21 protein-coding genes are annotated in these 26153 nt (G+C 63.3%); 15 read left to right on the top strand and 6 right to left on the bottom strand.

Annotation, left to right across the window (positions count from 1 at the left end; translation table 11 throughout):
• Nucleotides 1-72: 72 nt before the first annotated feature.
• The 4 genes from FYJ85_RS07130 to FYJ85_RS07115 are packed head-to-tail and all read right to left on the bottom strand — an operon-like array spanning nt 73 to nt 1984.
• The gene (locus FYJ85_RS07130; RefSeq protein WP_154417550.1) at nt 73-564 is read right to left on the bottom strand and encodes a zinc ribbon domain-containing protein; all 492 of its coding nucleotides are present in this window, start codon (nt 562-564) and stop codon (nt 73-75) included.
• 24 nt (nt 565-588) lie between these two features.
• Nucleotides 589-948, bottom strand: coding sequence for an arsenate reductase family protein (locus FYJ85_RS07125; RefSeq protein WP_106052232.1), 360 nt, complete (start codon nt 946-948; stop codon nt 589-591).
• Nucleotides 945-1484 (bottom strand): GNAT family N-acetyltransferase, encoded by a 540-nt coding sequence (locus FYJ85_RS07120; RefSeq protein ID WP_154417548.1) that lies wholly within the window; start codon nt 1482-1484, stop codon nt 945-947. The genes FYJ85_RS07125 and FYJ85_RS07120 overlap by 4 nt, the downstream gene beginning before the upstream one ends.
• Nucleotides 1481-1984, bottom strand: a complete 504-nt coding sequence (locus tag FYJ85_RS07115; protein ID WP_154417546.1) for a P-loop NTPase family protein — start codon at nt 1982-1984, stop codon at nt 1481-1483. The genes FYJ85_RS07120 and FYJ85_RS07115 overlap by 4 nt, the downstream gene beginning before the upstream one ends.
• A 158-nt stretch (nt 1985-2142) precedes the next feature.
• On the opposite strand from FYJ85_RS07115, the gene FYJ85_RS07110 reads away from it, so the two are divergent.
• Entirely contained in the window at nt 2143-3972 is a 1830-nt protein-coding gene (locus FYJ85_RS07110; RefSeq protein WP_106052237.1) for a ribonuclease catalytic domain-containing protein, read from the top strand.
• 9 nt (nt 3973-3981) lie between these two features.
• Here FYJ85_RS07110 and FYJ85_RS07105 read toward each other — a convergent pair whose 3' ends face one another.
• Nucleotides 3982-5058: a uroporphyrinogen decarboxylase family protein gene (locus FYJ85_RS07105; RefSeq protein WP_206213013.1), complete on the bottom strand. Its 1077-nt coding sequence runs from the start codon at nt 5056-5058 to the stop codon at nt 3982-3984.
• 159 nt (nt 5059-5217) lie between these two features.
• Between FYJ85_RS07105 and FYJ85_RS07100 the strand changes: the two genes are divergently transcribed.
• The 4 genes from FYJ85_RS07100 to FYJ85_RS07085 all read left to right on the top strand — a co-directional run bounded on the left by FYJ85_RS07100 (nt 5218) and on the right by FYJ85_RS07085 (nt 12395).
• Entirely contained in the window at nt 5218-7761 is a 2544-nt protein-coding gene (locus tag FYJ85_RS07100) for a vWA domain-containing protein (protein WP_206213012.1), read from the top strand.
• 1 nt (nt 7762) lies between these two features.
• Nucleotides 7763-10240, top strand: coding sequence for a BatD family protein (locus FYJ85_RS07095; protein WP_154417540.1), 2478 nt, complete (start codon nt 7763-7765; stop codon nt 10238-10240).
• A gap of 92 nt (nt 10241-10332) precedes the next feature.
• Nucleotides 10333-11517: a formate-dependent phosphoribosylglycinamide formyltransferase gene (purT, locus tag FYJ85_RS07090; protein WP_106052244.1), complete on the top strand. Its 1185-nt coding sequence runs from the start codon at nt 10333-10335 to the stop codon at nt 11515-11517.
• On the top strand, nt 11517-12395 hold the full coding sequence (locus tag FYJ85_RS07085; protein WP_154417538.1) for a hypothetical protein: 879 nt from the start codon (nt 11517-11519) through the stop codon (nt 12393-12395). The genes purT and FYJ85_RS07085 overlap by 1 nt, the downstream gene beginning before the upstream one ends.
• A gap of 33 nt (nt 12396-12428) precedes the next feature.
• Here FYJ85_RS07085 and FYJ85_RS07080 read toward each other — a convergent pair whose 3' ends face one another.
• On the bottom strand, nt 12429-13310 hold the full coding sequence (locus FYJ85_RS07080) for a nucleoside hydrolase (protein ID WP_106052248.1): 882 nt from the start codon (nt 13308-13310) through the stop codon (nt 12429-12431).
• 647 nt (nt 13311-13957) lie between these two features.
• On the opposite strand from FYJ85_RS07080, the gene FYJ85_RS07075 reads away from it, so the two are divergent.
• From FYJ85_RS07075 to FYJ85_RS07030, 10 genes are all read left to right on the top strand, one after another.
• Entirely contained in the window at nt 13958-14971 is a 1014-nt protein-coding gene (locus FYJ85_RS07075) for a LacI family DNA-binding transcriptional regulator (protein WP_106052250.1), read from the top strand.
• Nucleotides 14972-14986: 15 nt separating this feature from the next.
• Nucleotides 14987-15943, top strand: a complete 957-nt coding sequence (locus FYJ85_RS07070; RefSeq protein ID WP_106052252.1) for a hypothetical protein — start codon at nt 14987-14989, stop codon at nt 15941-15943.
• Between the two features lie 84 nt (nt 15944-16027).
• Nucleotides 16028-16756: a prepilin-type N-terminal cleavage/methylation domain-containing protein gene (locus tag FYJ85_RS07065; RefSeq protein ID WP_206213011.1), complete on the top strand. Its 729-nt coding sequence runs from the start codon at nt 16028-16030 to the stop codon at nt 16754-16756.
• Nucleotides 16757-17704 carry an acetylxylan esterase gene (locus FYJ85_RS07060; protein ID WP_154417536.1) on the top strand — a complete coding sequence of 316 codons (948 nt, stop codon included), beginning with the start codon at nt 16757-16759 and terminating at the stop codon, nt 17702-17704.
• Nucleotides 17705-17707: 3 nt separating this feature from the next.
• A complete protein-coding gene (locus FYJ85_RS07055; protein ID WP_154417534.1) occupies nt 17708-18973 on the top strand; it encodes a DUF4434 domain-containing protein in 1266 nt (421 codons plus the stop codon).
• On the top strand, nt 18963-20789 hold the full coding sequence (locus FYJ85_RS07050) for a sodium:solute symporter family transporter (protein WP_154417532.1): 1827 nt from the start codon (nt 18963-18965) through the stop codon (nt 20787-20789). The genes FYJ85_RS07055 and FYJ85_RS07050 overlap by 11 nt, the downstream gene beginning before the upstream one ends.
• Nucleotides 20790-20804: 15 nt before the next feature.
• Complete coding sequence (locus tag FYJ85_RS07045) at nt 20805-21740, top strand: DUF4434 domain-containing protein (RefSeq protein WP_154417530.1); 936 nt, start codon at nt 20805-20807, stop codon at nt 21738-21740.
• A gap of 4 nt (nt 21741-21744) precedes the next feature.
• Complete coding sequence (locus tag FYJ85_RS07040) at nt 21745-23703, top strand: hypothetical protein (protein WP_106052264.1); 1959 nt, start codon at nt 21745-21747, stop codon at nt 23701-23703.
• 112 nt (nt 23704-23815) lie between these two features.
• A complete protein-coding gene (locus FYJ85_RS07035) occupies nt 23816-24685 on the top strand; it encodes an aldo/keto reductase (RefSeq protein WP_106052266.1) in 870 nt (289 codons plus the stop codon).
• Between the two features lie 432 nt (nt 24686-25117).
• Nucleotides 25118-26131, top strand: coding sequence for a LacI family DNA-binding transcriptional regulator (locus FYJ85_RS07030; RefSeq protein WP_154417528.1), 1014 nt, complete (start codon nt 25118-25120; stop codon nt 26129-26131).
• Nucleotides 26132-26153: the final 22 nt, after the last annotated feature.

Raw genomic sequence — 26153 nt, 5'->3', positions numbered from 1 at the left:
CGTATTGCGCAAGCAGGGTTGCGCCTGACGGACCCTTGTTATTCAGGCCCGATTCGCCGGAAGGCGGATGACTTACAGCTCTCCGCCGGAGTCTTTCAGTCCGGCGATCTCGCTTTCAAGCCTGCCGAGCCGGATGAAGATCGACCGGATCACGTCGGCGTTGTCGTTCGCCGCGGCCGGCTGTGCCGCCGGTTTCGCCGACTCCCGCTTCTCCGCCGCCTCGACCGTTTTCGACAGGGCGGCCAGCTTCGCCTCAAGTTTTCCGACCTGCGAGGAGAGTTCGGCGAATTCAGCCGGATCGACGGCCGGAACCGCACCGGCGGGCTCCGGCTTCGGGAGCCGCTGCATGACCAGAAGCGACACGTTCGCGGCCAGCAGAATCAGCGCAAGGACGAACAGCACGCTGCCGACCTTCCGGCGCCAGGCCGGTGCGGAAAGCACAACCGCCTCCCGGCCGTTGAACGAATCCCCGCAGGTGGAGCATTGATAATTCTCGCCGCGCTCCGCCTCGTCGATCTCGAAATGCTGCCGGCAGTGCGGACACTCGATCTTCAGAATATTCATTTGTCACCTCCGCGGCAAAATGGTTCAAGCCTTCAGATCCGCCCACTCTTCCGGGCGGAAACCGACACGCACACTGCCGTCGTCCCCGACCAGCAGAGGGCGTTTGACCAGCATGCCGTCCGAGGCGAGCAGTTCGATCTTCTCCGCATCGCTCATCCCGGGCAGGCGTTCGCTCAGCTTTCCGGCCCGGTACAGCATGCCGGACGTGTTGAAGAAGCGCCTGACCGGCAGACCGCTTGCAGCAATCCACTTTGCCAGCTCCCCGGCCGCCGGCCGCTCTTCGACGATGTTGCGGAAGCGGTACGCAATTCCGCGTTCCTTCAGAAATTCCTCCGCCTTGCGGCAGGTCGAACATTTCGGGTAACAGATAAACAGATAACTCATCGCGTTTTCCCTTCCCTTTCCGGCAGTTCCTGCACATAAAGCGCGTGCGGCATGTCCATATCGTAATAATGTTTGATGAAAATCCGCTCCACCGACATGCCGAGATACTCGGCGACCCGGCGGGACGGGGCGTTGTTGACCCGCACACAGGCGACCAGTCGGGTCCGGCCGAGCGCATTGAACGCATAGTCGCGGCAGGCCGCGGCGGCCTCTCTCGCATATCCGCGATGCCAGAAACGGCGCTTCAGCAGATAACCGACCTCGAGTTCCTCGACATTCTCGACATTCTGGATGGTGAGTCCGCACTGGCCGACCCACTCCCCGGTCACATGATCGATCACGGCCCAGAGTCCGAACCCGTAACGGGCATAACGCTCAAGCTGCCGGTCGAGCCATTGATCGACCTCCTCCCCGGAGAAGGCGTGTTCATAGGCGTACATCGCCTCCGGGTCCTGCAGGATTTCAGCAAGATCGGTCCGGTCGGCCCGGGTCATCTCCCGGAGCGTGAGGCGCGGCGTGGTCAGAATCGTTTTCATAGCTTCTCCAGAAATTGCCGCGCTTCGCGGCGCGACCTGAGTTCAATAAGGCGGCAGGAGCCGGGCCTCCCGGCCAGCTGCGCCTCCATCTTCGGCAGGGTGACGCGGTTGTAATTCCAGACGAACCGCAGGAACCGCAGATCGATCTTCTCCGGACACCCTTCCCCGAGATCGGGACGGCTCCGGCCGAAATACCTGATCCAGCGCCGGAACACCCCGCTCAGGCAGCAGAACCGGGAGTAACGCAGAAAAATTACCGCATCGGCGGACTCCAGCCGCCGTGCGAACGTCCGGCTGAAATTGCCGTCCATGACCCATCTGTCGCGCCGAAGCTCCTCCTCGAGAAGCGCATCGAACGCTTCGCGGGACCGTTCGACCCACCCCGGCAGCCAGAACAGCCGGTCGAGATGCACCACCGGCAGCCCGAGCTTTTTCCCGAGCTCCCGGGAGAGCACGCTCTTTCCGGCGCCGCAGCACCCGACCACCAGTATCCGTTTCATCGTCCCCCCCTGTTTCCGCCGGGAACCGGCCATTCTGAAAGCGGGCTCCCGGAATAAAATAGCGCCACTGTGCGGACAATGCAAGAAAATCCGTTCCGAGCTTGTAAAAAGAATCAAACGAGTGTATACTACAACCCATTTTACCGAGGGAGATTCTCATGCCGTCATTCAATCCCGGAGCGCTCGTGCTCTATCATGGAAAGAGCGCCTGCGTCACAGCCGTAACCAAAGACAAAATCGAAATCCGCATCGAGGGCGGAAACACGAAATCCGTCCGGGCGAAGGACATTGAATTCCTGCATCCGGGTCCGGCCGCGTCTCTGCCGCCCGCCGTGCTGCCCGCGCCGGATGCCGGAGAGCTGATCGAACTGATCGAAGGCGAACAGCTGCCGTTCGCGGAATTCGCGGAACTCGCCTACGGCAGCCGCAGCGCCGCCGCATTCTATTCGGCCTGGCTGCTGCTGCAGGACGGAACCTGTTTCACCGGCTCGGTCGAAAACGGCGTTGCGGCGCGTCCGCGCGAAGAGATCGAAGCCGCGCTCGCCGCCGCGCGGGAAAAGGAGGAAAAGCTCCGGCGCCGGGCAGAACTGATCGACCGGATCCGTTCCGGAGCGCTCCTGCCGGAAGACCTGCCCGCCATGCGTGAAATCGAGCAGGTCGCATTCGGCGAATCGGCCTCCAGCCGCCTTCTGAAGGAGCTCGACATCGAGCCGACGCCGCAGAAGGCCCATGCGCTGCTGCTCCGGCTCGGCGTCTGGGATCTGTTCGTGAACCCGCACCCGCGCCGGGCCGGCGTCGGCCTGGAGGACCCGTCCTGCCCGCTCGGAACGCTGCCGGACGAGGAGAGGACCGACCTGACCCATCTTGCCGCGCTCGCCATCGATGACGAAGGCAGCAACGACCCGGATGACGCCGTCAGCTGCGAGGACGGGCTGCTCTGGGTCCATGTGGCCGATCCGGCCGCCCTCGTCACGCCCGGCAGCGAAGCGGACGGCGAAGCGATGAGCCGCGGCGAAAACCTCTACCTGCCCGAGGGGATCACCCATATGCTCCCACCGGAAGCGACCGGAATGTTCGGCCTCGGGCTCCAGGCGGAAAGCCCGGCGCTCTCCTTCGCAATCCGCATCACCGACGACGGCGAAGCGGTGCTGGAGAAGATGGTCCTGAGCCGCGTCCGCGTCGAACGTCTGACTTATGAGGGCGCCGCCGCGCGCTGGGAAGAGTCTCCGCTTCGCGAGCTGCGCCCGATGCTCGAACGCTTCAAGCAGAACCGCCGCGCCGCCGGCGCCCTCTTCATCGACCTGCCCGAAGTGAAGATCAAAGTGCGGGAGCGCGAAGTGGCGATCACGCCGGTCGGCATCACGCCGGAGCGGGAGCTTGTCGCCAACGCCATGCTGGCCGCCGGCTCCGCCGTGGCCCGTTACGCCGACGAGCACGGAATCGCGCTGCCGTTCGCAACGCAGCCGCCGCCCGACGCGGCCGGACTGCCGGAGGGAATCGAGCCCGGGCTCGCCGCCATGTTCGCGCTCCGCCGCAGTTGTCCGCCGAGCGTCGTCTCGACCGTGGCGTCCCCGCACGCGGGGCTCGGGCTCCCGTGCTATGCCCGCGTGACGAGCCCGCTGCGCCGCTACGGGGATCTGCTCGCACATCAGCAGCTTCGCCGCATCATCCGCGGCGAAGAGCCGCTTTCGATGGAATATCTCGACGAACGTCTTGCGGCGGCCGAGCGCGAAGCCCTCGCCCGCCGCCGCCTGGAACGCCAGTCGAACGAGTTCTGGACGCAGGTTTTCCTTGCGCTCCACCCCGGCTACGAATCCGAGGCCTTCATGGTCTTCCGGCAGGACGACCGGCTCACGTACCTGATTCCGGAGCTCGCCTATGAGTTCAAGAACCGGTTCGGCGGCAAAATCGCCCTCGGTGAACGGGTCGCCGTCCAGCTGACCCGCTCCGATCCGGCCGAAGGCGTCGCCAATTTCCGCATTGTCTGACCCTGGGAATCAGCAGCGGCCGAACTCCCGGGCGCAGCGGTACATCTCCAGGACATTCTCAAGCGGAGAATTGTCCTGGATCAGATGGGTCGGCGCGAAGCAGTAGCCGCCGCCCGGCATCATGATGTCGAGCGTATCCCGGCAGACCTTGCGGACCTCCTCCACGGAGCCGAAGCTCAGGGCTCCCGCCGTGCTGATGCAGCCGTGAAACGCCAGGCGGCCGCCGAAACGCCGTTTCAGATATTCCGGCGCCATGTTCGCGGCCTCGGGCTGGAGCGTATCGACCGCCTTCACGCCCATTCCGATCCACTCGTCGAAAACCCAGCTGCTCGAGCCGCAGCAGTGGGCCATGACCGGCAGCCCGAACGAGGCGGCCAGGTCGATGAAACGCTGATGGAGCGGCTTCAGGTGCCTGCGGAAGGTCTCCATGCTGATGAGAGGCGCGATCTGGGTGCCGAGATCCTCTCCCATCCAGAGAAAGTCGATGCCGCCCTTCGCCGCTTCGATGGTCCGGCGCAGCACCTCGAGCTGAATTTCGGCCCGGCGTTCCGCCAGCAGCGTCCCGGCCGGCTCATCGAGCGCGAAATCGATCAGGGTCTGTTCCATGCCGCGGACCCGGCCGCTCGAATTGATCACATCCGCGGTTCCGGGGTCCCCGACGCAGACGGCGAACGATCTCCAGCGCCGGCACTGCTCCGCGATGCCGGAGTAATCGAAGTCGTCCGGAGAAGGCATCGGCCAGGCGGCGACCTCCTCCGGGCCGGCCTCGGCCAGCGGGAACTCGCAGAAATCCCAGTAGCAGCCGGAACCGTGTTCGACCTTGCGCATGCGGTTCCCCCAGCAGTCCGAAATCACGCCGCGCTCCGGATAATCCGGATGGAGCTTCGGGCCGCGATACGGCGGCTCGACCCGCCGGAAATCGACGCCGAGCGCCAGAAGCAGCCCCTCGTTGTCCGAAGCCTCCAGCCCGAAATGCCGCTTCAGCCGGCCGTCGATGCCGGGATTCGCAAAATAGTTGACCGGAACCCGGTCCGGCACTCCGCAATGCAGGGCAGTCAACACACGTTCTCCGGAATCCATAACCATATCCTTTCCCGTTATTCCGCCGTCGATTGTGCAAGATAACCTCATTTCCGGAAAATTTCCAGAGGAATTACGGGGGAACCCCGCATAACTCTTGACAAAGCGGCGGGAAACGTTTATATTCCTGTTATCATAAATATGCATGGGAGGGGGTGCCATATTATGAATTTTGTCCATCCGCAATTGCTTTGGCTGGCGCCGGCCGCGCTCCTGCTTCTGGCAGGGGCCGCGCTGTACGCCGCGTCGAAGCGCAGAAAAATGCTCGAACAACTGCTCGGCCAGTCCGCGAAGGACCCCCGGGCGGTTCACTATTCACCGGCGAAACGCAAACTGCGGTTCATTCTGCTCGCGGCGGTCCTGCTGCTGCTGATCGCGGCGGCGGCGAGGCCGTACCGGTCAAGCCGGATCATTCCGCACCAGACATTCGGCCGGGATATCCTTGTCCTGTTCGACGTATCGAAAAGCATGTGGGCGACCGACGTCGCCCCGTCCCGGCTCGAACACGCCAAATACCTGTTGCGGGAGCTCGTGGAGAAAACCGGCAACGACCGGTTCGGCATCGTGGCCTTTGCGGGACGCGCCTTTCTGGCCTGCCCGCTGACCTCGGACAAGACGACGCTCGAACAATACATCGACGAACTCGGGCCGTCCGTCATTCCGATCGGCGGCACGAACCTCGAACTGCCGGTCAACATCGCGCTCGACGCCTTCGACGCTGCGGCCGGCAACCGGGCGGTCCTGCTCATGACCGACGGGGACGAGCTCTCGGGCAACAGCGCCGGAGCGATCGCTAAATTGAAGGAGCGGAAGATTCCGCTCTTCATCCTCGGGCTCGGCGACCCGCGCATTGCCGCGCCGGTTCCGGACGAAGGCGGCGGCTTCAAACGCACCGCCAAGGGAGAGCTGGCGACCAGCCGGCTCAACGAAGAAAAGCTGCGGGAGTTCGCGGCGGAAACCGGCGGGATCTATGTCCGCAGCACGGTGACCGATCCCGGGCTCGCGCCGATCATCAGCCGGATCGACCAGCTCGGCAGGGCGGAGCAGGAGGCGGCGGAGAAGTCGATTCCATACGACGATTTCCCGCTGCTGCTCGGCGCGGCGGCGCTGCTGCTCTTCCTTTATCTGATGACCGGGGAACGGCCGTTCGAATGGCGCGGCGCCCAACTGCTCTGGCTGGCGCTGCCGCTTCTGGCTGTCGGAGCGACGCCGGCGGAGTTGTACAACGCGGCGCGGGAGAGCCAGCTGGCCGGCGACAAGGAGGCGGCTTCGCTGTATGAACAGGCGATCCGCGAGGGAGTCGGCGACCGCGAAGTCCGCTCCCGCGCGCTGTACAATCTCGGCATCGGCTCCCACAGGAACGTCGAAGAGACACTGAACAAGGCGCTGGAATCGGTCAAGGCGCAGCAGCTCGACCCGGCCCTGAAGATGCTGGATGAGGCCCTGAACCGGATCGGAGACACCGAAGAGCTTTACCGGCAAAGCCTTGCCTCTTCCGCCGGCGCGCCGAACAACCTGGCTCGCCTCGCCTCCGACCGCAGTCGGGTGGAGGAGCTGAAAAAGAAGATCGAAGAGCTGAAAAAGCAGCAGGAACAGGCAAAGAAGCAGGCACAGCAGGCCCGCGACCAGAACAAACAGGAACAGAATCAGCAGGATCAGAAAAACCAGCAAGGCCAGCAGAACCAGCAGAATCAGCAGGATCAGAAAGACCAGCAAGGCCAGCAGAACCAGCAGAACCAGCAGAACCAGCAGAATCAGCAGGATCAGAAAGACCAGCAAGGCCAGCAGGGTCAGCAGAATCAGCAGGATCAACAGGGCCAGCAGAACCAGCAGGATCAGAAAGACCAGCAAGGCCAGCAAGGTCAGCAGAACCAGCAGAACAAACAGGATCAACAGGGCCAGCAAAACCAGCAGGGTCAGCAGAACCAACAGGATCAGCAAGGTCAGCAGAACAAACAGGATCAACAGGATCAGCAGGGTCAGCAGAACCAACAGGATCAGCAAGGTCAGCAGAACCGGCAGGATCAGAAAGACCAGCAAGGCCAACAGGGTCAGCAGGGCCGGCAGGATCAGAAAGACCGGCAGAACCGCCCCGACACCGATCAGGCGATCGAACAGGCAAAGCGGGAAGCCGAGCAGCTGAAGAAACAGGCGGATGAGCTGAATCAGACGCAGTTGAGCCAACAGGCCGAAAAGGCCCGGCAGGAGCTCGAAAAAGCCGGGCAGGAGCGCAGGAACAACCGCCGCGATCAGGCGCAGAAGCACTTGGACGAGGCGGCCAGGGCCCTCTCCGGCAACGGCGACGGGCAGGAAGGCGAACAGCAGGATCAGCAGAAATCCGAAGGACAGAAAGGCGAATCCGGCGAACAGCAGGACCAGCAGAAATCCGAGGAGCAGAAAGGCGAATCCGGCGAACAGCAGGATCAGCAGAAATCCGAGGAGCAGAAAGGCGAATCCGGCGAACAGCAGGATCAGCAGAAATCCGAGGAGCAGAAAGGCGAATCCGGCGAACAGCAGGATCCGCAGAAATCCGAGGAGCAGAGTGCGGAGCAGAAGGACGAAAGTGCCGAAGGCGAAGAGAAAAATGAGATCTCTTCGGAAACTGCCGAACAGCTCCTGCAGATGATGAAGGATGAAGAACAATCGCTCCGCGACCGGGTCAACCGGGGCCGCGGCGTAAGGGAACGTAAAGTGGAAAAGGATTGGTAACGTGAAAAAATTTCTTTCAGCAATACTGTTTTTCGCGGCCGTTCTCGCATCGGCCGCAGGGCTTCAGGTATCGGTCGACCGTGACACGGTTCCCGAAAACGAGGTGTTTTACTTCACCATGGAATTCGAGGGCTCCATCGACGGGCCGATTTCGCTGCCGGAGCTCTCCGGCGGAGACTGGCTTACGAATATCCGCCGAAACGGAGTTTCGATCCTGAACGGCAAACGGGTCAACACGCTTTCGGTCGGCATTCGCGGAACGGCGCCCGGTACGCTCGTCATCCCGGCCTTCAAGGTGAAAATCGACGGCAGGGAGGAACAGACGCAGAAGATCGAGGTCAAAGTCGTGCCGCTCTCCGAAATGCAGGTGGACGACCGGGCCGGCGGAAGCGCCACCCGCCTCAGCGATGCGGTGTTCGGCGAACTGACGCTGCCGGACAAGCGGCAGACCTATTATGTGGGCGAGGCGATTCCGATGCGGGTCACGGTCCTCGCTCTTTCGGAGCTCCAGCCGCGGCTGAACCGGCTGCCCGAGCTCACCGGGACCTCGGATCTCGTTTCACGCAGCTACCAGTGGCCCGACGGCCGCACCAGCAACTTCGCGGAACCGGACATCCGCCAGACCGTCCAGAACGGGAAACGCTTTATCCGTTTCGACTTCGACACGGTCATGCGCCCGCTGAAGCCCGGGAAGATCGAGCCGAAGGCGAGCCTGACGCTTTCGGTCGCGCTGCCGGACGAACAGCGCAGCCGCCCGAGTTTCGGCTTCGGCTTCGGCTTCCCGTTCTCCGATGTCGAATACACGACCTACAAGGTCGAAACCAGCTCCCCGGGCGCAATCGAGATCAAGTCGCTGCCCCCGGCGCCGAAGGATGCCGTCAATCTCGGACTGCTCGGCCGGTGGACCCTCACCGGCGGCTTCGACCGCAAGGAGGCCAAAGCCGGGGAAGCGCTGAGCTTTTTCCTCGAACTCAAGGGCAGCGGGACCATCGAGACGCTCTCGGCGCCGAAGCTCGCCTTCGAGAACATGCGCGTCTTTCCGCCGGAAGTGCAGAAGGACAAACCCGGTGAAATCCGGATCAGCTACGCGGTTGTGCCGCTCAAGGCCGGGGAGTTCTCCAAAACGATGAAGTTTGCGACCTTCGACCCGGCGACCGGGAGTTACGCGGTTCACGAGCTGGACCTCCGGCTGCCGGTCGCCCCAAACGACCTGCCGATGACGCCCGGCTACTCAACCGGCGAAGCCGCCCCGCTCTCCGGGGAAGCCGCGCCCGCCGCAGCCGACCCCGTCCAGTCCGCACAGCACCTGCATCGGACCAGCCCCGGCAAAACGGTTCCGCTGCCGCTCATCCGCCATGCGCTGCCGCCCGCAGCGGCCATTGTGCTCCTCGCGGCGATTGCCGCGCTCGTCATCGAACTGGCCGCCCGCCGGAAGCACCGGATGCAGAACGATCCGGAGTTCCGCCGCGTCCGGCTGCTGAAGAAGGAGGTGCCGAAACTGATCGCCAGGCTGAAAAACACCCGCTCGGAGGAGGAGTTCCTGCAGCTGCTCTCCGTCTCGGTTCATCCGCTTCTGGCCGAAGCGCTGCGGCTGCCGCCCGGCGCGACTCCGTCCGAAATCACCGCAAAAATCGAAGACCCGGCTCTGAAGGCGTTCCTCGAATCCGTGCAGGCGGCGGAATTCATGCCCGCCGCGGCGCGGCACAAGCTGTTCTCGAAAGAGAACGTCGAACTCCTGTCGGCGGGGCTCCGGAAATATGCGGCGCTGTTCCTTCTCTTCGTCCTCGCCGTTTTCCCGGCCGGAGCCGCGGAGAAACCCGGCGCGTTCGAACAGGGCGGCGCGGCCTTCGCGGCCGGCGACTACCCGGCCGCGATCCGGCACTACCGGGAGGCCCTGAACGACCGGGCGCCTTCGCCGCACATTCTCTACAACCTCGGCGAAGCGGCCTACCGGCTCGGCGACCTGCCGCTGGCGAAGGGGTACTTCGAACGGGCCCACCGGCTCGCCCCGCTCGACCCGGTCATCACGGAAGACCTGCGGCAGGTCAACACCGCGCTGAAGCTGCCCGAATATGACGGCGGCGCGGTCGGCCGCTACCGCGATGCGCTGCGGCCGGACTGGTATCTGATGATCGCGGCAACGGCCCTCGCCGTCCTCGCCGTCGCCGGAGCGGTGCGGCGCAAACTGCCGCCGCTGCTGACCCGGACGGCGCTTCTCTGCGCCGCAGCGGTCTTCGTGCTGGCTTCGACGGCGATGTATTTCCAGATGCACACCACCTACCGCCCGGAACGTGCGGTCGTGCTGGGCAGTTCGCTGGAGCTGCGTTCGCTGCCGGCCGCTTCGAGCGGCAGTGTCGTCGCAGTTGTCTCCGGCGGAAGCGACGCGAGAATTCTCGACCGGAACGGCGATTTCGTGCGGATCGGGGTCAACGGGCAGGACGGCTGGGTTCCGGCCGAAAAGGTCATGCCGATCTTCTGAAACGGTCTTGCTTTTCGGGGGGAGAAGCGTTATATTATCCTCCGGAAAACAAGTTCACTCATCTTCTTTTTGATGAAAAGGATCCATAAAAAATGGCGAATTCGATCGGTACGGCGTTGACTCCCTCGGCCTTCAAGGTTCTGTTCTGCGGCGCGGGGGAACTCGGGAAAGAGGTCGTAATCGCGATGCAGCGGTTCGGCGTGGAAACCATCGCGGTCGACCGGTACGCGAATGCGCCCGGCATGCAGGTTGCCCACCGCTCTCACGTGATCAACATGCTTGACGGCGCAGAGCTGCGGCAGGTCATAGAACGCGAAAAGCCGGACCTCATCGTACCGGAAGTCGAAGCGATCGCCACCGATACGCTGCTCGCCCTGGAGAGCGAAGGCTACCATGTCGTGCCGACCGCACGGGCGACAAAGCTCACCATGAACCGGGAGGGAATCCGCCGTCTCGCGGCCGAGGAACTCAAGGTTCCGACCAGCCCGTACCGCTTCGCGGCGACGCGCGAAGAGTTCGATGCGGCCGTGCAGGCAGTCGGCATCCCGTGCGTGGTCAAGCCGATCATGAGCTCCTCCGGCCACGGCCAGAGCGTCATCCGGTCTGCGTCCGACATCGATCACTCCTGGAAAATCGCCCAGGAGGGAGGCCGGGCCGGAGCCGGCAAGGTCATTGTCGAAGGCTTCGTCAAATTCGATTATGAAATCACGCTGCTCACCGTCCGCCACGTCGGCGGCACGTCGTATCTGGAGCCGATCGGCCACCACCAGGTCGACGGGGATTATCAGGAGTCGTGGCAGCCGCAGAAGATGAGCGGCAAGGCGCGGGCCGAGGCGGAACGCATCGCCGGGCTGGTCACCGGGGCGCTCGGCGGTTACGGCATTTTCGGCGTCGAGCTTTTCGTCTGCGGCGACCGGGTGATTTTCAGCGAAGTGAGTCCGCGCCCGCACGACACCGGCATGGTGACCATGATCTCGCAGGATCTGTCGGAGTTCGATCTCCACGCCCGGGCCATCCTCGGGCTGCCGATTCCGAATATCGCGTTCCACGGCCCCTCCGCCTCGAAAGCGGTGGTCGCCGACGGCAACTCGAAGGCGGTCCGCTTCGCCAATGTCGCCGATGCGCTCAGCGAGCCGGACACCCAGCTCCGGCTGTTCGGCAAACCGGAACTCAAGGGACACCGCCGCCTCGGCGTCTGTCTCGCCCGGGCCGAATCGACCGACAAAGCGCTTGAAAAGGTGTTCCGCATGCGCGAAAAGCTCTCCGTCGAACTCTGATGATCCGCAACGCGGCGGAATTCACCTTCAGCTGGTCCCTCCGGCGGCAGGAGATGTGGAACTGCTGCCGCCGGAAATATTTCCTGCATTATTACGCCGCCCGCGGCGGGCATGACCCGGATTCCGGCGGAGAACTGCGCCGGCTCCATGAAATGCGTTCACTGCTCTCGGAGCGCGCTTATCTGCACCGCCTGATCGCGGCCGAACTGCGCCGCCGTTTTTACCGGCCCCACGAGGAGGAAGACGCGGAGCTGCCGGACAGCGAAGCAGATCCGTACGGCGCCGTACCCGGCCGCCTCCGCCGGGAATTCCGCCGGATGCTCCGGGACGAATTCCGCACCGACCATGCGCACCCGATGCTCGCCGCGCTCTATTACAACAGCACACCGCCCGGCGAACTGTTGAGGGAACTCGAAAAACGGCTGAGGAATGCGATGACCGCCATGAGTTCCGGCCCGCTTGCCATGCTCGCCCGAACCCGTTACCTGTTCCGCCGTCCCATTGATTCGCCGCTTGAAGTCGCCGTCGGCGAATTGCGCTGTTTCGCGGCGCCGATACTGGCTTTCGAGGAAAAGGGCGTGCTCACGATCGTCGAGGGCTCCGGTGCCGACAGCACGGTGCTGCTCCATAAGTTTCATGCCGCAAACAAGCTGCATATTCCGCCGGAGCGTGTCCGCTCGCTGGAACTGATCCCCGGCAAAGGCGCCCTGCGGCTGGCCGGGAAAGAACTGAACATCAGCCGGACGCTGCGGGAAATCCGGGGCGGCGCGGCAGAAATGCTGAACGCGGTCCGGCCGGACGGAACCGTCCGCGAAGAGGACTTCCCGCGCAACCCGGCACACTGCACACTCTGCCGGTTCCGCGGCCACTGCCGTTAACCCCGTGACGGCTCACCGGATACGTCGCGGGAGTTACAATCGCCGGTCGATCTCGGCGGCATACCATGCGTCGGGGCGCAGCTTCACAACATAGCAGTGACTGCCGTCGGAAGCCTGCCGGAAATAGTTGCGCCCGCTCTCCGGATCGACCGAAGCCGTACCGTAAACACAGCGGTATCCGGCCTTTTCCGGGTCTCCTGCGGCGGCGAGCAGAATCAGCATCGGGTCCCAGGAGGAGCGCCCGGCCGCGGAGCCGTGGTCGATCAACACCTGCCTGAGCAGGTCGCAGTCCGGCAGCTTCGCCCCGGAAATCACCGTCGAGCCGACCTCCCAGCCCAGAAAGGTCACGGGGGTCGGCCACCGGTCGCAGAGATGCGCGGCGGCGGCGGAGGCACGGCGGTTGCGGGCGAAGTTGTTCTCGCGCCCGCCGTCGGGCTCGTCCCATTTCCCGGCCATGATCCAGAGCCGGGAGACTTTTGCACGGACCAGGCTCTCTCCGTCCAGCGGCGAATATGCGTCGGCCGGAGAATCGAGCAAAGCCGCGAGAATCTGCGGATAACCGATCTCGATCAGCTCGACCGGTCCGCAGGAAGCGGCAAGCAGGCGGCGGTACAGCCCGACCGGATTCTCGGCGTCGGCGTTGCCGCCGAAACGCGACGGCAGCGCGGCCAGCCGTTTCTGGTAAGGGGGGCGGCCGCCGAAATCGGTCGCCTCCAGATCAATTCCGATCGGAACTTCGACGCCGCAGTCCCGCAGGAATGCGTCGAGCGAACGGACCGAATCCTCCATGCAGCCGCTCACGGCGACGCCGAGCAGCCGCAGATGTCCCGCCCTGTGCAGATTGGCCAGCAGCCGGACTGCGACGGCGTCGTCGCAGTCGGTCCACCAGTCGGTTCCCAGAATCACATTTCTCATCCAGATCCGGCTCCTTTCAGATTGTCCTTCTTATAAAAGATCACATGTCCGGAGAAGCGGCAAATCGGAAACCGCTGTTTTTCAGAAAATTTCCACGTCCCCGCATCACCGGGGCAGCCGGATCGTTCCGGCGGCATGGGCCCGAACGCCGGAACACTCAGATTTCCCGAAAAGACTCCGCATATTCAAAAAAACGATATACTCCAGGCCGGCTCATTTTCGGATTGCAAGATTCACATTTCGCATCCGGGATGGATCTCCCGAGATAAGTGACAAGCAGAGCCGCATTCGACGACCAGAGTCCGCCCGGCAGTCAGCGACGCACAGCGGAACGTCGGAATCGTGATTATCCGCGGGACCGACCTGCGGTCGATCTGCGGTCCGGACACGGCGTCAGAACGGTGATATCACGATGGCCGAAAGCCGGCACGTGCCGCAATATGGAAGAATCGCGCGGGACGGAAACGGCGCCCTGTCTCCCCGGCAGAAGCGGCGGACGGCCCTTCCGCACCCGGCCGGCATCTGATTTTTCTGCTGCCGATACGAAAAATATTGAAAATTTTGTTTCCGCCTCTTGCTTTTTGCAGGAAAATCGGGTATAATTATCCACATGCTACAACGATGAAGCAAAAAATCGGGAAACCGGAATGGTCAGGAAAAATTCAACAGTAACTCTGAAAGATATCGCACAGGAGCTGGGGCTGTCGGTCAAAGCGGTTTCAACCGGCCTGAACGGCACCGGGCGGCTGTCTCCCGAAACCCGCAAAAGGATTCAGGAAACCGCGCTCCGGATGGGGTATGCGCCGAATGCAGCGGCGCGTTCCCTGGTCACTCACCGCAGCAGCTTCATCGGGGTGCTGGCGCCGTATCTGAACAGCAGTTTCTTCGGCAACATCATCGCCGGCATCGAAGAGGTGGCGGGGGAACAGGATTTCACGCTGCTGCTGGATTCACTGGATTTCGATGCAAACCGGCAGCGCCGGGTGCTCTCGCGGCTGATGCAGCGCAATGTGGACGGCATCATCCTGTACCCGCAGCGGCATCAGCTGGAACTGGCGGAGAACCTGAAAGCGATCGGAGTCCCGGTGATTCAGGTGATGAATCACTTTACCGAATTCGGCGAATACGCAGTCACAGTGGACAATCTGACCGGAGGGCGCGAAGCCACCGAACACCTGATCGGACTCGGCCACAGCAGGATCGGCTTCATCGCCCACGACGACGAGTCGCCTGAACTCGTGGACCGCCACCGGGGATACGATGCCGCGATGCACGGCCACGGCCTTGCAGAGGAACGTTTTGTCCGCAAATGCTTTATGTCGATCGAAGCCGGGCGCGAAGCCGCGCTGGAACTGCTGACCCGGCATCCGGACATAACCGCGATTTTCGCCGCGTCGGATGTGGCGGCGCTGGGAACGATCCAAGCCGCGCTGGAGCTGGGGCGGAGGATTCCGGAGGAGCTGGCGATCATCGGCTTCGACGACCTGGAAATCGCCGCCAAGCAGATGATCTATCCGCTGAGCACGATGGCCCAGCCCAAGGAGCGGATCGGGCAGCTGGCGGCCAGGATGATGCTGGATATCTTCGCAGGGAAACCGGTGCAGTCCCAGTTGCTGAATGCTCCGCTGGTAATCAGGAAAACGACACAGGCGGCGAAATAATCAAGGAGTTGCGAGATGAAACGAAAATGGTTTCCAGTGCTGTTTCTGCCTCTTTTGCTGGCGGCGGAGGATTTTGAAGCTTATCCGGACACGGCGGCGCTGCGGCGGGTCTGGCAGGAGTTCGACGCGGGCAATCCCGCGCCGGACACGGTTGCAATCGGCGCTTTGAACGGCAAGGCGATGCAGGTGACGGCGGCACGCGACTACTCCATCCTCTGGCGGGAGCTCGCAAATCCGTTCGGCGCGAAGGCCGCCGGGATCAAGCTGGCCGTGAAAGGCGACGCCGCGAATCCGGCGGACGCGGTGCTGACCGTGGCGGTGCGCCCGGAAAAAGGCGGCGCCGACCTCGGCCGCATGGTGATTCCGCTGCGTTCCGGCGGGGCGCGGACGGTCACGGTTCCGGTCGCGGGGCTCGGAAAGCTGGACAAATTTGCGGTCCTGCTGATGTTCAACAAAACCGGGGGCACCCTGGCGGCGACCGTCGACGACGTGGCCGTCGCCGCGGCGGAGCTGCTGGCGGTGGACGGCTTTGCGCAGGCCGCCGACAGCGCGGCGCTGCAGCAGGCGTGGCCGGGATTCGACGCCGGGAATCCGGGGCCGGAACAGGTGGCGCCGGCAACCGTCGACGGCAGACCGGCAATGCGCTGCGTGACCGGGGGCCGGACCTATGCGGCGGTGAAGCACGAGGTGAAAAATCCGGCACCGGGCAGAGCGGCGGGATTGCTGATCCGCCTGTCCGGCGCTCCCGGCAACGCGAAGTCCGGCGTGATCGTATTCGGGGCGCGCCGTGACGAAGGACAGCCGAACTTCGCCGAAATGCAGATCGTGCCGACGGAAAAAGCGGGGGAGTATGTGTTGAATTCCCCCGAATTCGCGAAGCTGGACCGGTTTCTGGTCGTGATCGCGTTCCATAAAACCGCAGGGCAGTTCGACGTGACGATTGAAAAGCTGGCGGTGCAGTGCCTGCAATAAGGTTCACTCCGAAGCGGAAGCTGGGCTCCGCTTTTTTAAGGAACATCTGCTTCAAGGTTGAAGCAACAAGAAAGGATGCCGAACATGAGACGACATTTCACCTTGATCGAGCTGCTCGTGGTGATAGCGATCATCGCGATACTGGCGGGAATGCTGCTGCCGGTGCTGAACCGGGCGCGCGAGAGTGCGCATTCCTCGAGCTGCCTGAGCAACCTGAAGCAGCTTGGCTCCGGGATGCTGCTCTATACGGATGCGAATGGAGGGCTGCTGCCGCCGATGAAGCGGATCGTGAACGGCAACGGCGCATGGTGGACCGAGTACCTGATCGGCAGCCGGATGATCACCGGCGGCGTAATGGGCTGTCCATCCGTAAAAACCGAGACGATCAACTGGAAAAATGTTCTGGAAACCGATGCCTTCACCGGCAACGTGAATTTCGAGTGGCCGCATTATGCGCTGAACGAATCCTGCGCGCCTTATGAAAACGGGGATTTCGTGTCGCGGAAGCTGAGCCGGGCGAAATCACCGTCGGTCACGCTGAGCAATGCGGATACGGCCAGCGGCAACAGCAGCGGCGGAATGCGGATGTTCACGCCGAACCTGATCCAGCAGTACAATACGACCGGGAGCTTTTCGATCATCGACCTGCGGCATGGCCAAGGGGCGAACGCGCTGTTCCTGGACGGACACGCCGCGCTGCGGAAATCCCCGACGAAACTGTCGATCAACTATTCGGCGGACGACAATCCCTACAAGAATGTATTCGAGGGCGACACGCAGTTTCCGCAGCCCGGAACCCTGTGGGGCTTCTGAATGCGGTACGGCAAGGTGCCGCAGGCGCTTCCGGCCGGGGAGCGGCAAGGCAAGGCGGCGGCGTTCAATCAGAAAAACATCCGTCCGGCGCTGCCGGAACCCGGGGAATTCGACGATTTCTGGCGCGGCGGGCTGGCGGAGGTTGCGGCCGTGCCGCCGGATATCCGCCAAAAGCGGATCGAAGCGTTGTGCGACGGCCGGCGCGAGGTGTACCGACTCAGCTTCGCAACAGTCGGCGGCGGCCGGATTTACGGCTTTCTGACGCGGCCGGCCGGGCCGGGCCCGTTTCCGACGCTGGTATCGGTGCCGGGGGCCGGGCCGGGAACCGGGCCGGATACGGACCCGGCGAACGAGGGCTTCGCGGTGCTCTGCTGCAATGTGTTCCCGTATGAGACGACCGAGGAGTGCGCGGAAAACGAACGGCGCTACGAGGCGTTCAACCGGCAGGGGCTGTATGTTTACCGGGGCGCGGAGTCGCCGGAGCACTGCCTGCTGCGTTCCGCGCTGCTCGGAATCAGCCGGGCGGCCGACTGGCTCGCGGAACAGCCGTTTGCGGATGCGGACCGGATCGGGGTTTTCGGCTCCAGCCAGGGCGGCGGCTTTGCGCTGATGCTGGCCGGGCTGAAGCCGCGCTTCCGGGCGGCGGCGGCGAATGTGCCCGCCTTCTGCGATTTCGGCGGAGAAAAAAGCGGCTGGCCGCAGTTCCGGCAGCACGGCTTCGACCGGATGAAGCTCTTCGACGCCGCGTATTTCGCGGCCCGGATCCGATGCCCGGTGAAAATGATCGCCGGATGGTGCGACGAGGTCTGCCCGCCCGAATCGGTCTATGCCGCCTACAACTGCATCAGCGCGCCGAAGGAGATCGTCGACGAACCGGCGATGGCGCATGAAATATGGCCGAGCTACGGCCGTCTGCTGCAGTGGCTGAAAGGGGAATTGAAAGGATAAACAATGGAAATTTCATTGAAACTGCTGCCGGTTTCGCCGGTGAGCCGCCGGGTTCCGGTGGACGTGCGCTATGCGTTCCGCGGCACAGCTCCGGCGGAACTTCGGCTGACGCTGGCCGGACGGGAGGTCATGCGGCGGAAGCCCGGCGAACCGAATGCGGCGGGGTGGAGCTCCGGAGTACGGAAGCTCGACCTGAACCGGCTCTCCGGCCGGGCGGAAGTGAAGTTCGAACTGCTGGACGAACGCGGCGGGGTCATCGCCGATGCGGTTCAAGTGCTCGAAATCGTGGATGCCGAATCGCGCTCCACCGGCCGGATCGACGGCGCCTGGTGCGGGCTGTACCACTGGAGCGAGGAAGAAGGCCGGCTCTGGAACGCGGAGCTGAAACGGTTCACCGCCGCCGACTGGCGGGAGCTGGTCCGCTCGATGCACGGCATCGGAATGGACGTGATCGTCCTGCAGGAACTGTTCCGCAATCAGGAGTATTACGGCAGACACCGGATTCCGGAAACGGGATACCGCGGAAGGGCGTTCTATCCGTCGGAGCTGTTTCCGGGCCGGATGGAGATCGGCTGCGGCGATCCGGTCGAAGCGGTCCTCTCCGCCGCCGATGAACTGGGAATGTCGGTATTTCCGGGGATCGGAATGTACGCCTGGTTTGATTTCACACCGGAGTCGCTCGACTGGCACTGCCGGACGGCGCGCGAGGTGTGGAAGCGGTACGGACATCACCGTTCCTTCTACGGCTGGTACATCTCCGAGGAGGTGTTCGGCGACCTGAACCGGGGGACAAAGACGCCGGAGGAGATCGTCGCCTTTTTCCGCGGATTCGGCAAACTGCGCGACGAGCTCGATCCCACGCTGCCGGTCATGCTCGCGCCGAACTGCTTCGGCGTCACCTCCGCGCTCGGCAGCTGGAAGCTGCTGGCGCGCGAGCTCGATATCCTGTGTCCGTTCGGCTTCAACCGGATGCCGGAGGAGGACCTCGCGCCGGAACAGGCGATCGCTCTCATGCAGTCGATCGCCGACGAAGGCGGCGCACACCTGTGGCTGGATATGGAAATCTTTCTCTTCAAAGATGACATGGCGCTTTATCCGCGCCCGGCCGATGAAATCTTTCATGAGCTGGAAAACTGCCGGAACTTTGAAAAAGTGCTCTGCTACCAGTTCCCCGGCCTGTTGAACGCCCCCGGCTCCCGGCTGACGCCCGGCGGCCCGGAAACGGTGAAACTCTACTGCGATTACCGGAGGAGGATCCATGCTGACTGAAAAGCTTCTGGCGATCGACCCGATCATCATCGGCATCTATCTGGCCGTCTCCCTGCTGCTCGGAATTTTCGGCAGCAGGCTGCTCGGAATGAACAACTCCAAAGAAGAGGACTATTATCTTGCCGGACGGAAAATGCCCGGCTGGCTGAACGGCATGAGCGTGGCGGCGACCGCGCTGAACAGCGATGTCGCGCCGCTCTACTGCGGCATCGCGGTGGTGACCGGACTCTCCGGCTGCTGGTTTTTCCTGTCCCGCTTCGGAATGGCGCTGCTGCTGGCGGCGATCCTCTTTGCGGTGCGCTGGCGTCAAATGGGGATCAGGACCGGTCCGGAATTCTTCCATCTCCGCTTCGGAGCGGGCAATCGATTCGCCCGGGTCTATTCGTCGCTGACCTCGGTGCTGATCGGCATGGTGCCATGGATCGGCGCGGGACTGATCGGCATCCACCTGGTCGCCGCCCCGATCTTCGGGATCGACAGCAAGGCGGTCACGCTGCTGATCGTGCTGCCGCTGCTGACCGTCTATGTGTGGACCAGCGGCCTTGCGGGCGTGCTGCTGACCGACGCGCTGCAGGGCTTCGTGATCCTCGCGGCCAACCTGGTCATGGTCGGCGCGGTGCTCTGGGTGTTCGGCGGCCCCTCCGGACTGGCGGAGGCGGTGATGAGTGCGGCCGGACCGGAAAACGGCGCGGCGATTCTGTCGATTCTGCCTCAGGCGGATAATCCGGTACTGAGCCCGCTGAGCATTTTCGCCTGGATGGTGATCGTATCGGTCGGAGCGGGAAGCGCGGTCGGCGCGGACGGCCAGCGGCTGTTCTCCTGCCGCAGCAGCCATGAAGCGGCGAAGGTCGGCATCTGGGGCGAAGTGATCCTGTTCGCCATGCTGCTGATGCTGATGCTGCCCGCGATGGGGCTGCTGGCGCGCCACCCGGAATTCTACACGGCAACCCCGACCGAGCGGGAATTCGCATACGGCAGAATGCTCTCCGAATTCCTGCCGAAAGGCGGTGTCGGCCTGACGGTCGCGGCGCTGCTGGCAGCCGTGATGAGCACGATTTCGACCCATCTGAATTACGGTTCGCAAACCCTGCTGAACGACGTGTGGCGGCCGCTGGTCGGCGAACCGAAGCCGGGCCGGGAGGTCTGGATCGGCCGCCTGCTCATGCTCGGCATCGCGGTTCTGTCGGTCGGAGTCGTATTCGCGGCGGATTCGCTGCTCGGCATCGCGGTGGTGGTGCTCGGAATTTTCGGAACCTCGGCGGCGTTCGGCTGGGCGCAGTGGTGGTACTGGCGGATCAACTTCAAGGGGTGGTGCGCGTCGGTGGTCGCCGGGCCGCTGGTTTACCTGGTCTGCGGGCGGCTGCTGCCGCTGATCCCGTGGTGGGCCGCCGAAATCGCCAGAGGACCTGCCGAAGCGCAGAATATGCAGCTGCTGCAGGCGGTGGTCGCGCTGGCGGTCAATACCGCGATCTGGCTCACGGTCACGCTGCTGACCAGACCGGAGGATATGGAGGTGCTCAAGGAGTTCTACCTGCGCGCCCGCCCGATGGGATGCTGGGGACCGGTGCGCCGCGCGCTGATCGCCGAGGGGCGGCTGCCGGCGGAAGCGGCTCCGTCGCTGATCCTGCCGGGCATCGGCGTGGCGGCGGTCGGCTTCGCAATGGTCGCCGCCGGAGTGCTGACCGCTTCGACGCTCTACGTCGGCCAATACAGAGAAGCCGGGCTCTGCGGAGCAGTGTGCCTGGGCACGGGAGCGGTTTTCAAACTGATTTTCAACCGTTACATATCACGCCTGACCGTCAATCAGGAACCATAGAAAGGATTCATATCCATGCAGATAACCGGAACTTTCCTCGATGAGATCAGCCACGACATCCCCCACCAGAACTGGGGGCGGGCCGAGTGGGACCGCGACTTCGCGTCAATGAAATCGGTCGGAATCGACACCGTGATCCTGATCCGGTGCGGCCACCGCCGCTTCATCACCTATCCGTCCGCGTACCTGATGGAACGCGAAGGGTGCTACCGGCCGTCGACGGACCTGGTGGACCTCTTCCTCGACCTCGCTGAAAAATACGCAATGAAGTTCTATTTCGGGCTGTACGACTCCGGCAAATACTGGCACAACCACGAATGCGAACGCGAAATGGAGATCAGCCGCGCGGTCGCCGACGAGGTCTGGAGCCGCTACGGGGAGCGCAAAGCCTTCGGCGGCTGGTATTTGAACTTTGAAGTCAGCCGCGCCTTCGCCGGAATCACCGAGCTGTACGCCGGGATGGGACGGTATGTGAAGCAGCTCTCCGGCAATCTGCCGACGATGATTTCGCCGTACATCGACGGCATCAAACCGGCAGTGCCGGGCGAGGAGCTGTACAAGGAGGACTCCATCGGCATCGTTCAGCACGAGAAGGAGTGGAACGAGATCCTGAAAGGAATTCAAAGTGCGGTCGACATCGTCGCGTTCCAGGACGGACACTGCGACTATCACGAGCTGGCCGATTACCTGCGGGTCAACAAAAAGCTGACCGACCGCTACGGAATGACCAGCTGGACCAACTGCGAAAGTTTCGACCGCGACATGCCGATCCATTTTCTGCCGATCAAGTGGGACAAAATGCTGATGAAACTGGAGGCCGCCAAAGCCGCCGGAATCGAAAAGGCGATCACCTTCGAGTTTTCCCACTTCATGAGTCCGAACTCCTGCTACCGGGCCGCCGGACATCTTTTCAACCGCTACTGCGAACACTTCAACCTGACCGGGAGGTGACACGGTGAAAACCTTATTCTGCATCGGCCTGCTGAGCGCGGTTCTGCCGCTGGCGCTTCCGGCGGCGGTCGAGGATTTCAAAAGCTACGCCGACACCGAAGCGCTGCGGAAGAGCTGGACCGGCTTCGGCGGCGGCAATCCGGCTCCCTCGGCCTCCCTTTCGACCCTGGACGGAGCTCCGGCGATGGAGCTTTCGACCTCCGGCGAACCGGGCGACAAGGTGATCGTGCGCGAACTGGCGGTGCAGCCCGGCGAACGGCTGACCTTCACGATGCACTCCGACATGAAGAATGCGCCGGGAGCTTACGCCTATGTCGCGCTGCGTTCCGACCGCAATGCCGGAAATCTGGTGCTGCACGACTTCAGACTCGTGCCCGGACAGCCGGTCAGGGTGGAGATTCCGAACGAAGGGCGTTTCAACTGGCAGGATCAGGTCGCAATGCTGATCTGCCTGCATGACGCAGGCGCGCCGATGCGGGTCACGGTCGGCGCGATCGACCTGCCGGGCGCGGCGCCGGCACGGGAATTTCACGATACGCCGGAGGCGCGCCGGGAACGGCGGGAGAAGCTGCTGCACGGCCGCACCGTCCAGATCGACACGGCCTTCCCGTACTATCACAACCGCTCCAATGAAAGCATCGCCTCCGAGCTGCGGGTCAACGGTTTCGACGGCGTCTACTACTATACCGGCACGGATACCGGGCTCCGCCCCGGGCTGGTCGGCGAGATGCAGCGCCAGAAACTCGGCGTCGGACTGATGACCCTGCCGAGCCTGGTCTACTGGAGCGAGGCGCAGCTGGCGGAGCGGCTGCCGGCGGGCTGGCGCGACTGGCTGATCGAATTTACCGGCAGCGGGATGGACATCTACCGCTTCATCGGCTTCGTGTACCCCGAATACAATGCGTGGTACAAGAACTACCTGAACGGAATGCTGCTGCGCCATCGGTTCGACGCCTTCACCTTCGCGGAAATCATGTATCCGATCTACGACGGACCGGAGAAGAATCCGCCGTTCTACGGCGACGTCAGCCCCGGTTTCCAGGCGGCGTTCAAACGGGCGACCGGCAGCGAAACGTTCCCGAACTTCACCGATCCGGCCGATCCGGATTATTTCAGGACCAACACCGGACTCTACCGGCAGCTGGTCGAATACCGGGTCAGAACCATCGACGACTTCTACGACGACATCATCAACGGCCCCGGCGGGGCGCGCGAAGCGGCGCCGGGGATTCTTTTCGCGACCTGGACGCTCGGGATCAACATTCCGGACGGCGTGGCGAAGCTGCGCGAATGGGAGGGCAACGACATCGTCGCGATGATCCGGCGCGTGAAGCCCGACCTGCACTTCATCCAGACCCACGCGCCCGACTGGGCGAATCCGGCGTTGCCTGGGGATTACCCGCTGGCCTACCAGCCGTTTTTCGACGCGGTGCGCACGGCGAATCCCGACGTGAAAATCGGAATGCAGGCAGACCTCGGTTCGCTCGGCCCCTCCCGCCGCGACCCGGCGTGGCAGAAGCAGTTCTACGACGCATGCCGGAAGGCCGGGGTGGACACCACCACCTATTACGAATTCGGCCTGCGCTGGGAAATCTATTCACAGCCGCCCCGCCTCTGCGAAATCCGCCGCGACGGCGATACGCTCCTGCTTGTTTTCGACCAGCGGCTCAACGCGGAATCCGCAATGCTGATGAAAGGGCGGGAGCTCAGGGGGAAAGACCGTTCCTACCGAATCGCGGAGTGCCGCTGGGACGGGAATCTGCTGCGGCTGAAGCCCGATGCGCTTCCGGCGGCCGGCGAGGAACTGACCGTTCCGGTCGGCGGCGTGGCGGACGACCCGGCGGTGCGCTTCCCGGCCTCCAACCTGGAGCCGATGCCGCGGGGACCGGTCAACACGATCCCCTCCGGAACCGAAACGACGCTGCCGGTTCTCGGGAGTTTTTCCGGCAATCCGGCGCGCTGACCGGGTTTCCTCCCCTTCCCCGGACGAAAACACGGAATCGCGGCCGGAACGGACTTGCATTTTCCGTCCGGCCGGATTACATTGCCCGGCAGCAACAGAGGAGGCGACAGCGATGACGATTCCGGTCAGACAACTGAAAAACGGCTTTGCCATGCCGCTGCTCGGCATGGGCAGCTGGATGCTCGGCGGAGGCGCGGAGCGCGACCCCGCCTCGGACGGGGAAAAAGAGGCGGCAGCCCTGCGCTCGGGGCTTGAACTCGGTTTCCGCCATATCGATACGGCGGAGATGTATGCAGGGGGATTTTCGGAGGAGATCGTCGGGCGCGCGATCCGCGGCTGGAAACGCAGCGATCTCTTCCTGACATCGAAGGTCTGGAAAACCCATCTGGCCTACGACGAGGTGCTCCGCGCCTGCGAGCGTTCGCTCAGGCGGCTCGGCACCGACTACCTGGACCTCTACCTGATCCATCAGGTCGACGACGCATATCCGCTGGAGGAGACCATCCGCGCCCTCGACCGGCTCGCCGACGAAAAGCTCGTCCGGCACATCGGCGTCAGCAACTTCGCCGTTGCCCGGCTCGAACGGGCGCGGGCCTGCGCCGGCCACCCGATCGCGGCGAATCAGGTTCACTACAATCTCGCGGTGCGCGAAGCGGAACTTTCCGGCCTGACCGATTACTGCGTCGAACACGATATCATGCTGATCGCATGGCGGCCGCTGCAGAAGGGAATGCTCGATGCGGAGGCGCCGGAACTGCTGAGGGAGATCGCCCGCAGGCACGGCAGAACCCCGGCGCAGATCGCGCTGGCCTGGCTCGCTGCGCAGCCGAACACCGTCACGATTTCAACCATGCGGGACCGCCGCCATCAACTGCTGAACTGCGAAGCGCTCGAATTCACGCTCCCGGCCGAAGAGCTGCAGCGCCTCTCCCGGGAGTTCCCGGGCCAGGAAGCCGTATCCGGGGCCGTTCCGCTCCGTTAACCCTATCCGGCCTGCTGGATCGGGAGGTTGTTTCCGCTCCGGAAAGAACGTTCTATTCTTCGCTTCCGGGTTTGCCTCCGAAGCGGGTTGACGCCATGTATGCGCGATACGGGAAACGGGGGCCTTCCGTACCCTCCTTTCCTGCAAACCGGCAAGGAACGATTGCCCCCGTGGAGCAAAAACCCGGTTCAGCTGCCGCGGCCTCGACGCCGCGCCTTTGGAGTCGGCCGGCCGCCCTGAAAATCGCGGACGACAAGCCGTTCGTCCCCATCCTGCATAACGTCAATCCATTATTCATCAATGTCTTAAAACAGTTTTACGTAAATTCATGTAATTTTTAGTTCCAAAAAAATCGAATTACGGAATTGCTTTCCGTTCCGCTTTCGCCTATAATTTACAGGCATACGAAACAGATGAAGGAGGCGATTCCGGATGATTTTTTCCGACTATACAATCAAAGAGCTGGCGGACCGGGCGAAGGTCAGCACGGCGACCGTGTCGCGCATCCTGAGCGGCAAAGGCTCTCATCGGCCCGGGACGGTCGAGCGCGTCCGGCGCATCGCCGAAAAGATGGAAGCCGAGAGCCGCGCGCGGGAATTCGGCATCAGCGAATGCATCGGCGTCCTGATGCTGACCTACCGCGACTGCCTGAACAGCAGCTACAATTCGACGCTGATCACCTCCATCGTCGAAGGGCTGGCCGCCGAAAACTGCACGGTCCAGCTGATGGCGCTTCCGGTCAAGCGCATGAATCTCGACCATATCCGCAGCCTCGTGATCGAACACGGAATCAGGGCGCTCATCGTCCCCGAATTCAACGGCCCCTACTCCGTCTCGAACGAGCTTGACCGGCTCGGCATTCCGATCGTCACCATCGGCAACATCGAGCTCGACGGCGACAAGAGCGAAATCGTCTGCACCGACAACGCCACGGCCGGCAGCGACGCGGCGAACTACCTCTGGAGCTGCGGCCACCGCCGCTTCGGCGTCATCTGCATGGACCGGCGCAACCTCTGCCACCGGCAGCGCGTCGAGAGTTTCCGCCAAACCGTCGCGCGGCTCGGCGGCGACCCCGATGAAATCTACCTGCGCGAATATTATCATATCGCCGAATCACTCGCGCCGGTCGTGACCGAGCTGCGGAACCTCGGCGACCGGCGGCCGACCGCACTCCTCTCAACCAACAGCCTGCTGACGCTGAAACTGCTGAACGGCCTTCACGACGCCGGGCTCAGGGTGCCGGACGACCTTTCCCTGCTCTCCTTCGAGGAGGACCGCGAACTGGCCGAAACCATCCCGCCCGTAACCGTCCTGGCCCAGCCGACCCGCTCGATGGGGGAACTCGCGGTCCGCCGGGTCATGAAGGCGATTCGCGGCTTCGAGTCGCAGAACGAAGAGATCCTGCGCTGCTCGCTCGTCGTCCGGCGCAGCGTAAAATCCATCTGATTCCGTATTCATCAAGGGAGTT

Source organism: Victivallis lenta, from assembly GCF_009695545.1.
Lineage (GTDB): Bacteria > Verrucomicrobiota > Lentisphaeria > Victivallales > Victivallaceae > Victivallis > Victivallis lenta.
This window is presented reverse-complemented; position numbering and strand designations above follow the sequence as displayed.

Coding starts and splice junctions, on each gene's coding strand:
- FYJ85_RS07105 (WP_206213013.1), bottom strand. CDS start 5,058: ATGGTTATGGATTCCGGAGAACGTGTGTTGACTGCCCTGCATTGCGGA.
- FYJ85_RS07060 (WP_154417536.1), top strand. CDS start 16,757: ATGCGGTACGGCAAGGTGCCGCAGGCGCTTCCGGCCGGGGAGCGGCAA.
- FYJ85_RS07045 (WP_154417530.1), top strand. CDS start 20,805: ATGCAGATAACCGGAACTTTCCTCGATGAGATCAGCCACGACATCCCC.
- FYJ85_RS07110 (WP_106052237.1), top strand. CDS start 2,143: ATGCCGTCATTCAATCCCGGAGCGCTCGTGCTCTATCATGGAAAGAGC.
- FYJ85_RS07125 (WP_106052232.1), bottom strand. CDS start 948: ATGAGTTATCTGTTTATCTGTTACCCGAAATGTTCGACCTGCCGCAAG.
- FYJ85_RS07085 (WP_154417538.1), top strand. CDS start 11,517: ATGATCCGCAACGCGGCGGAATTCACCTTCAGCTGGTCCCTCCGGCGG.
- FYJ85_RS07120 (WP_154417548.1), bottom strand. CDS start 1,484: ATGAAAACGATTCTGACCACGCCGCGCCTCACGCTCCGGGAGATGACC.
- FYJ85_RS07035 (WP_106052266.1), top strand. CDS start 23,816: ATGACGATTCCGGTCAGACAACTGAAAAACGGCTTTGCCATGCCGCTG.
- FYJ85_RS07075 (WP_106052250.1), top strand. CDS start 13,958: ATGGTCAGGAAAAATTCAACAGTAACTCTGAAAGATATCGCACAGGAG.
- FYJ85_RS07130 (WP_154417550.1), bottom strand. CDS start 564: ATGAATATTCTGAAGATCGAGTGTCCGCACTGCCGGCAGCATTTCGAG.
- FYJ85_RS07030 (WP_154417528.1), top strand. CDS start 25,118: ATGATTTTTTCCGACTATACAATCAAAGAGCTGGCGGACCGGGCGAAG.
- FYJ85_RS07055 (WP_154417534.1), top strand. CDS start 17,708: ATGGAAATTTCATTGAAACTGCTGCCGGTTTCGCCGGTGAGCCGCCGG.
- FYJ85_RS07070 (WP_106052252.1), top strand. CDS start 14,987: ATGAAACGAAAATGGTTTCCAGTGCTGTTTCTGCCTCTTTTGCTGGCG.
- FYJ85_RS07050 (WP_154417532.1), top strand. CDS start 18,963: ATGCTGACTGAAAAGCTTCTGGCGATCGACCCGATCATCATCGGCATC.
- FYJ85_RS07065 (WP_206213011.1), top strand. CDS start 16,028: ATGAGACGACATTTCACCTTGATCGAGCTGCTCGTGGTGATAGCGATC.
- FYJ85_RS07115 (WP_154417546.1), bottom strand. CDS start 1,984: ATGAAACGGATACTGGTGGTCGGGTGCTGCGGCGCCGGAAAGAGCGTG.
- FYJ85_RS07100 (WP_206213012.1), top strand. CDS start 5,218: ATGAATTTTGTCCATCCGCAATTGCTTTGGCTGGCGCCGGCCGCGCTC.
- purT (WP_106052244.1), top strand. CDS start 10,333: ATGGCGAATTCGATCGGTACGGCGTTGACTCCCTCGGCCTTCAAGGTT.
- FYJ85_RS07080 (WP_106052248.1), bottom strand. CDS start 13,310: ATGAGAAATGTGATTCTGGGAACCGACTGGTGGACCGACTGCGACGAC.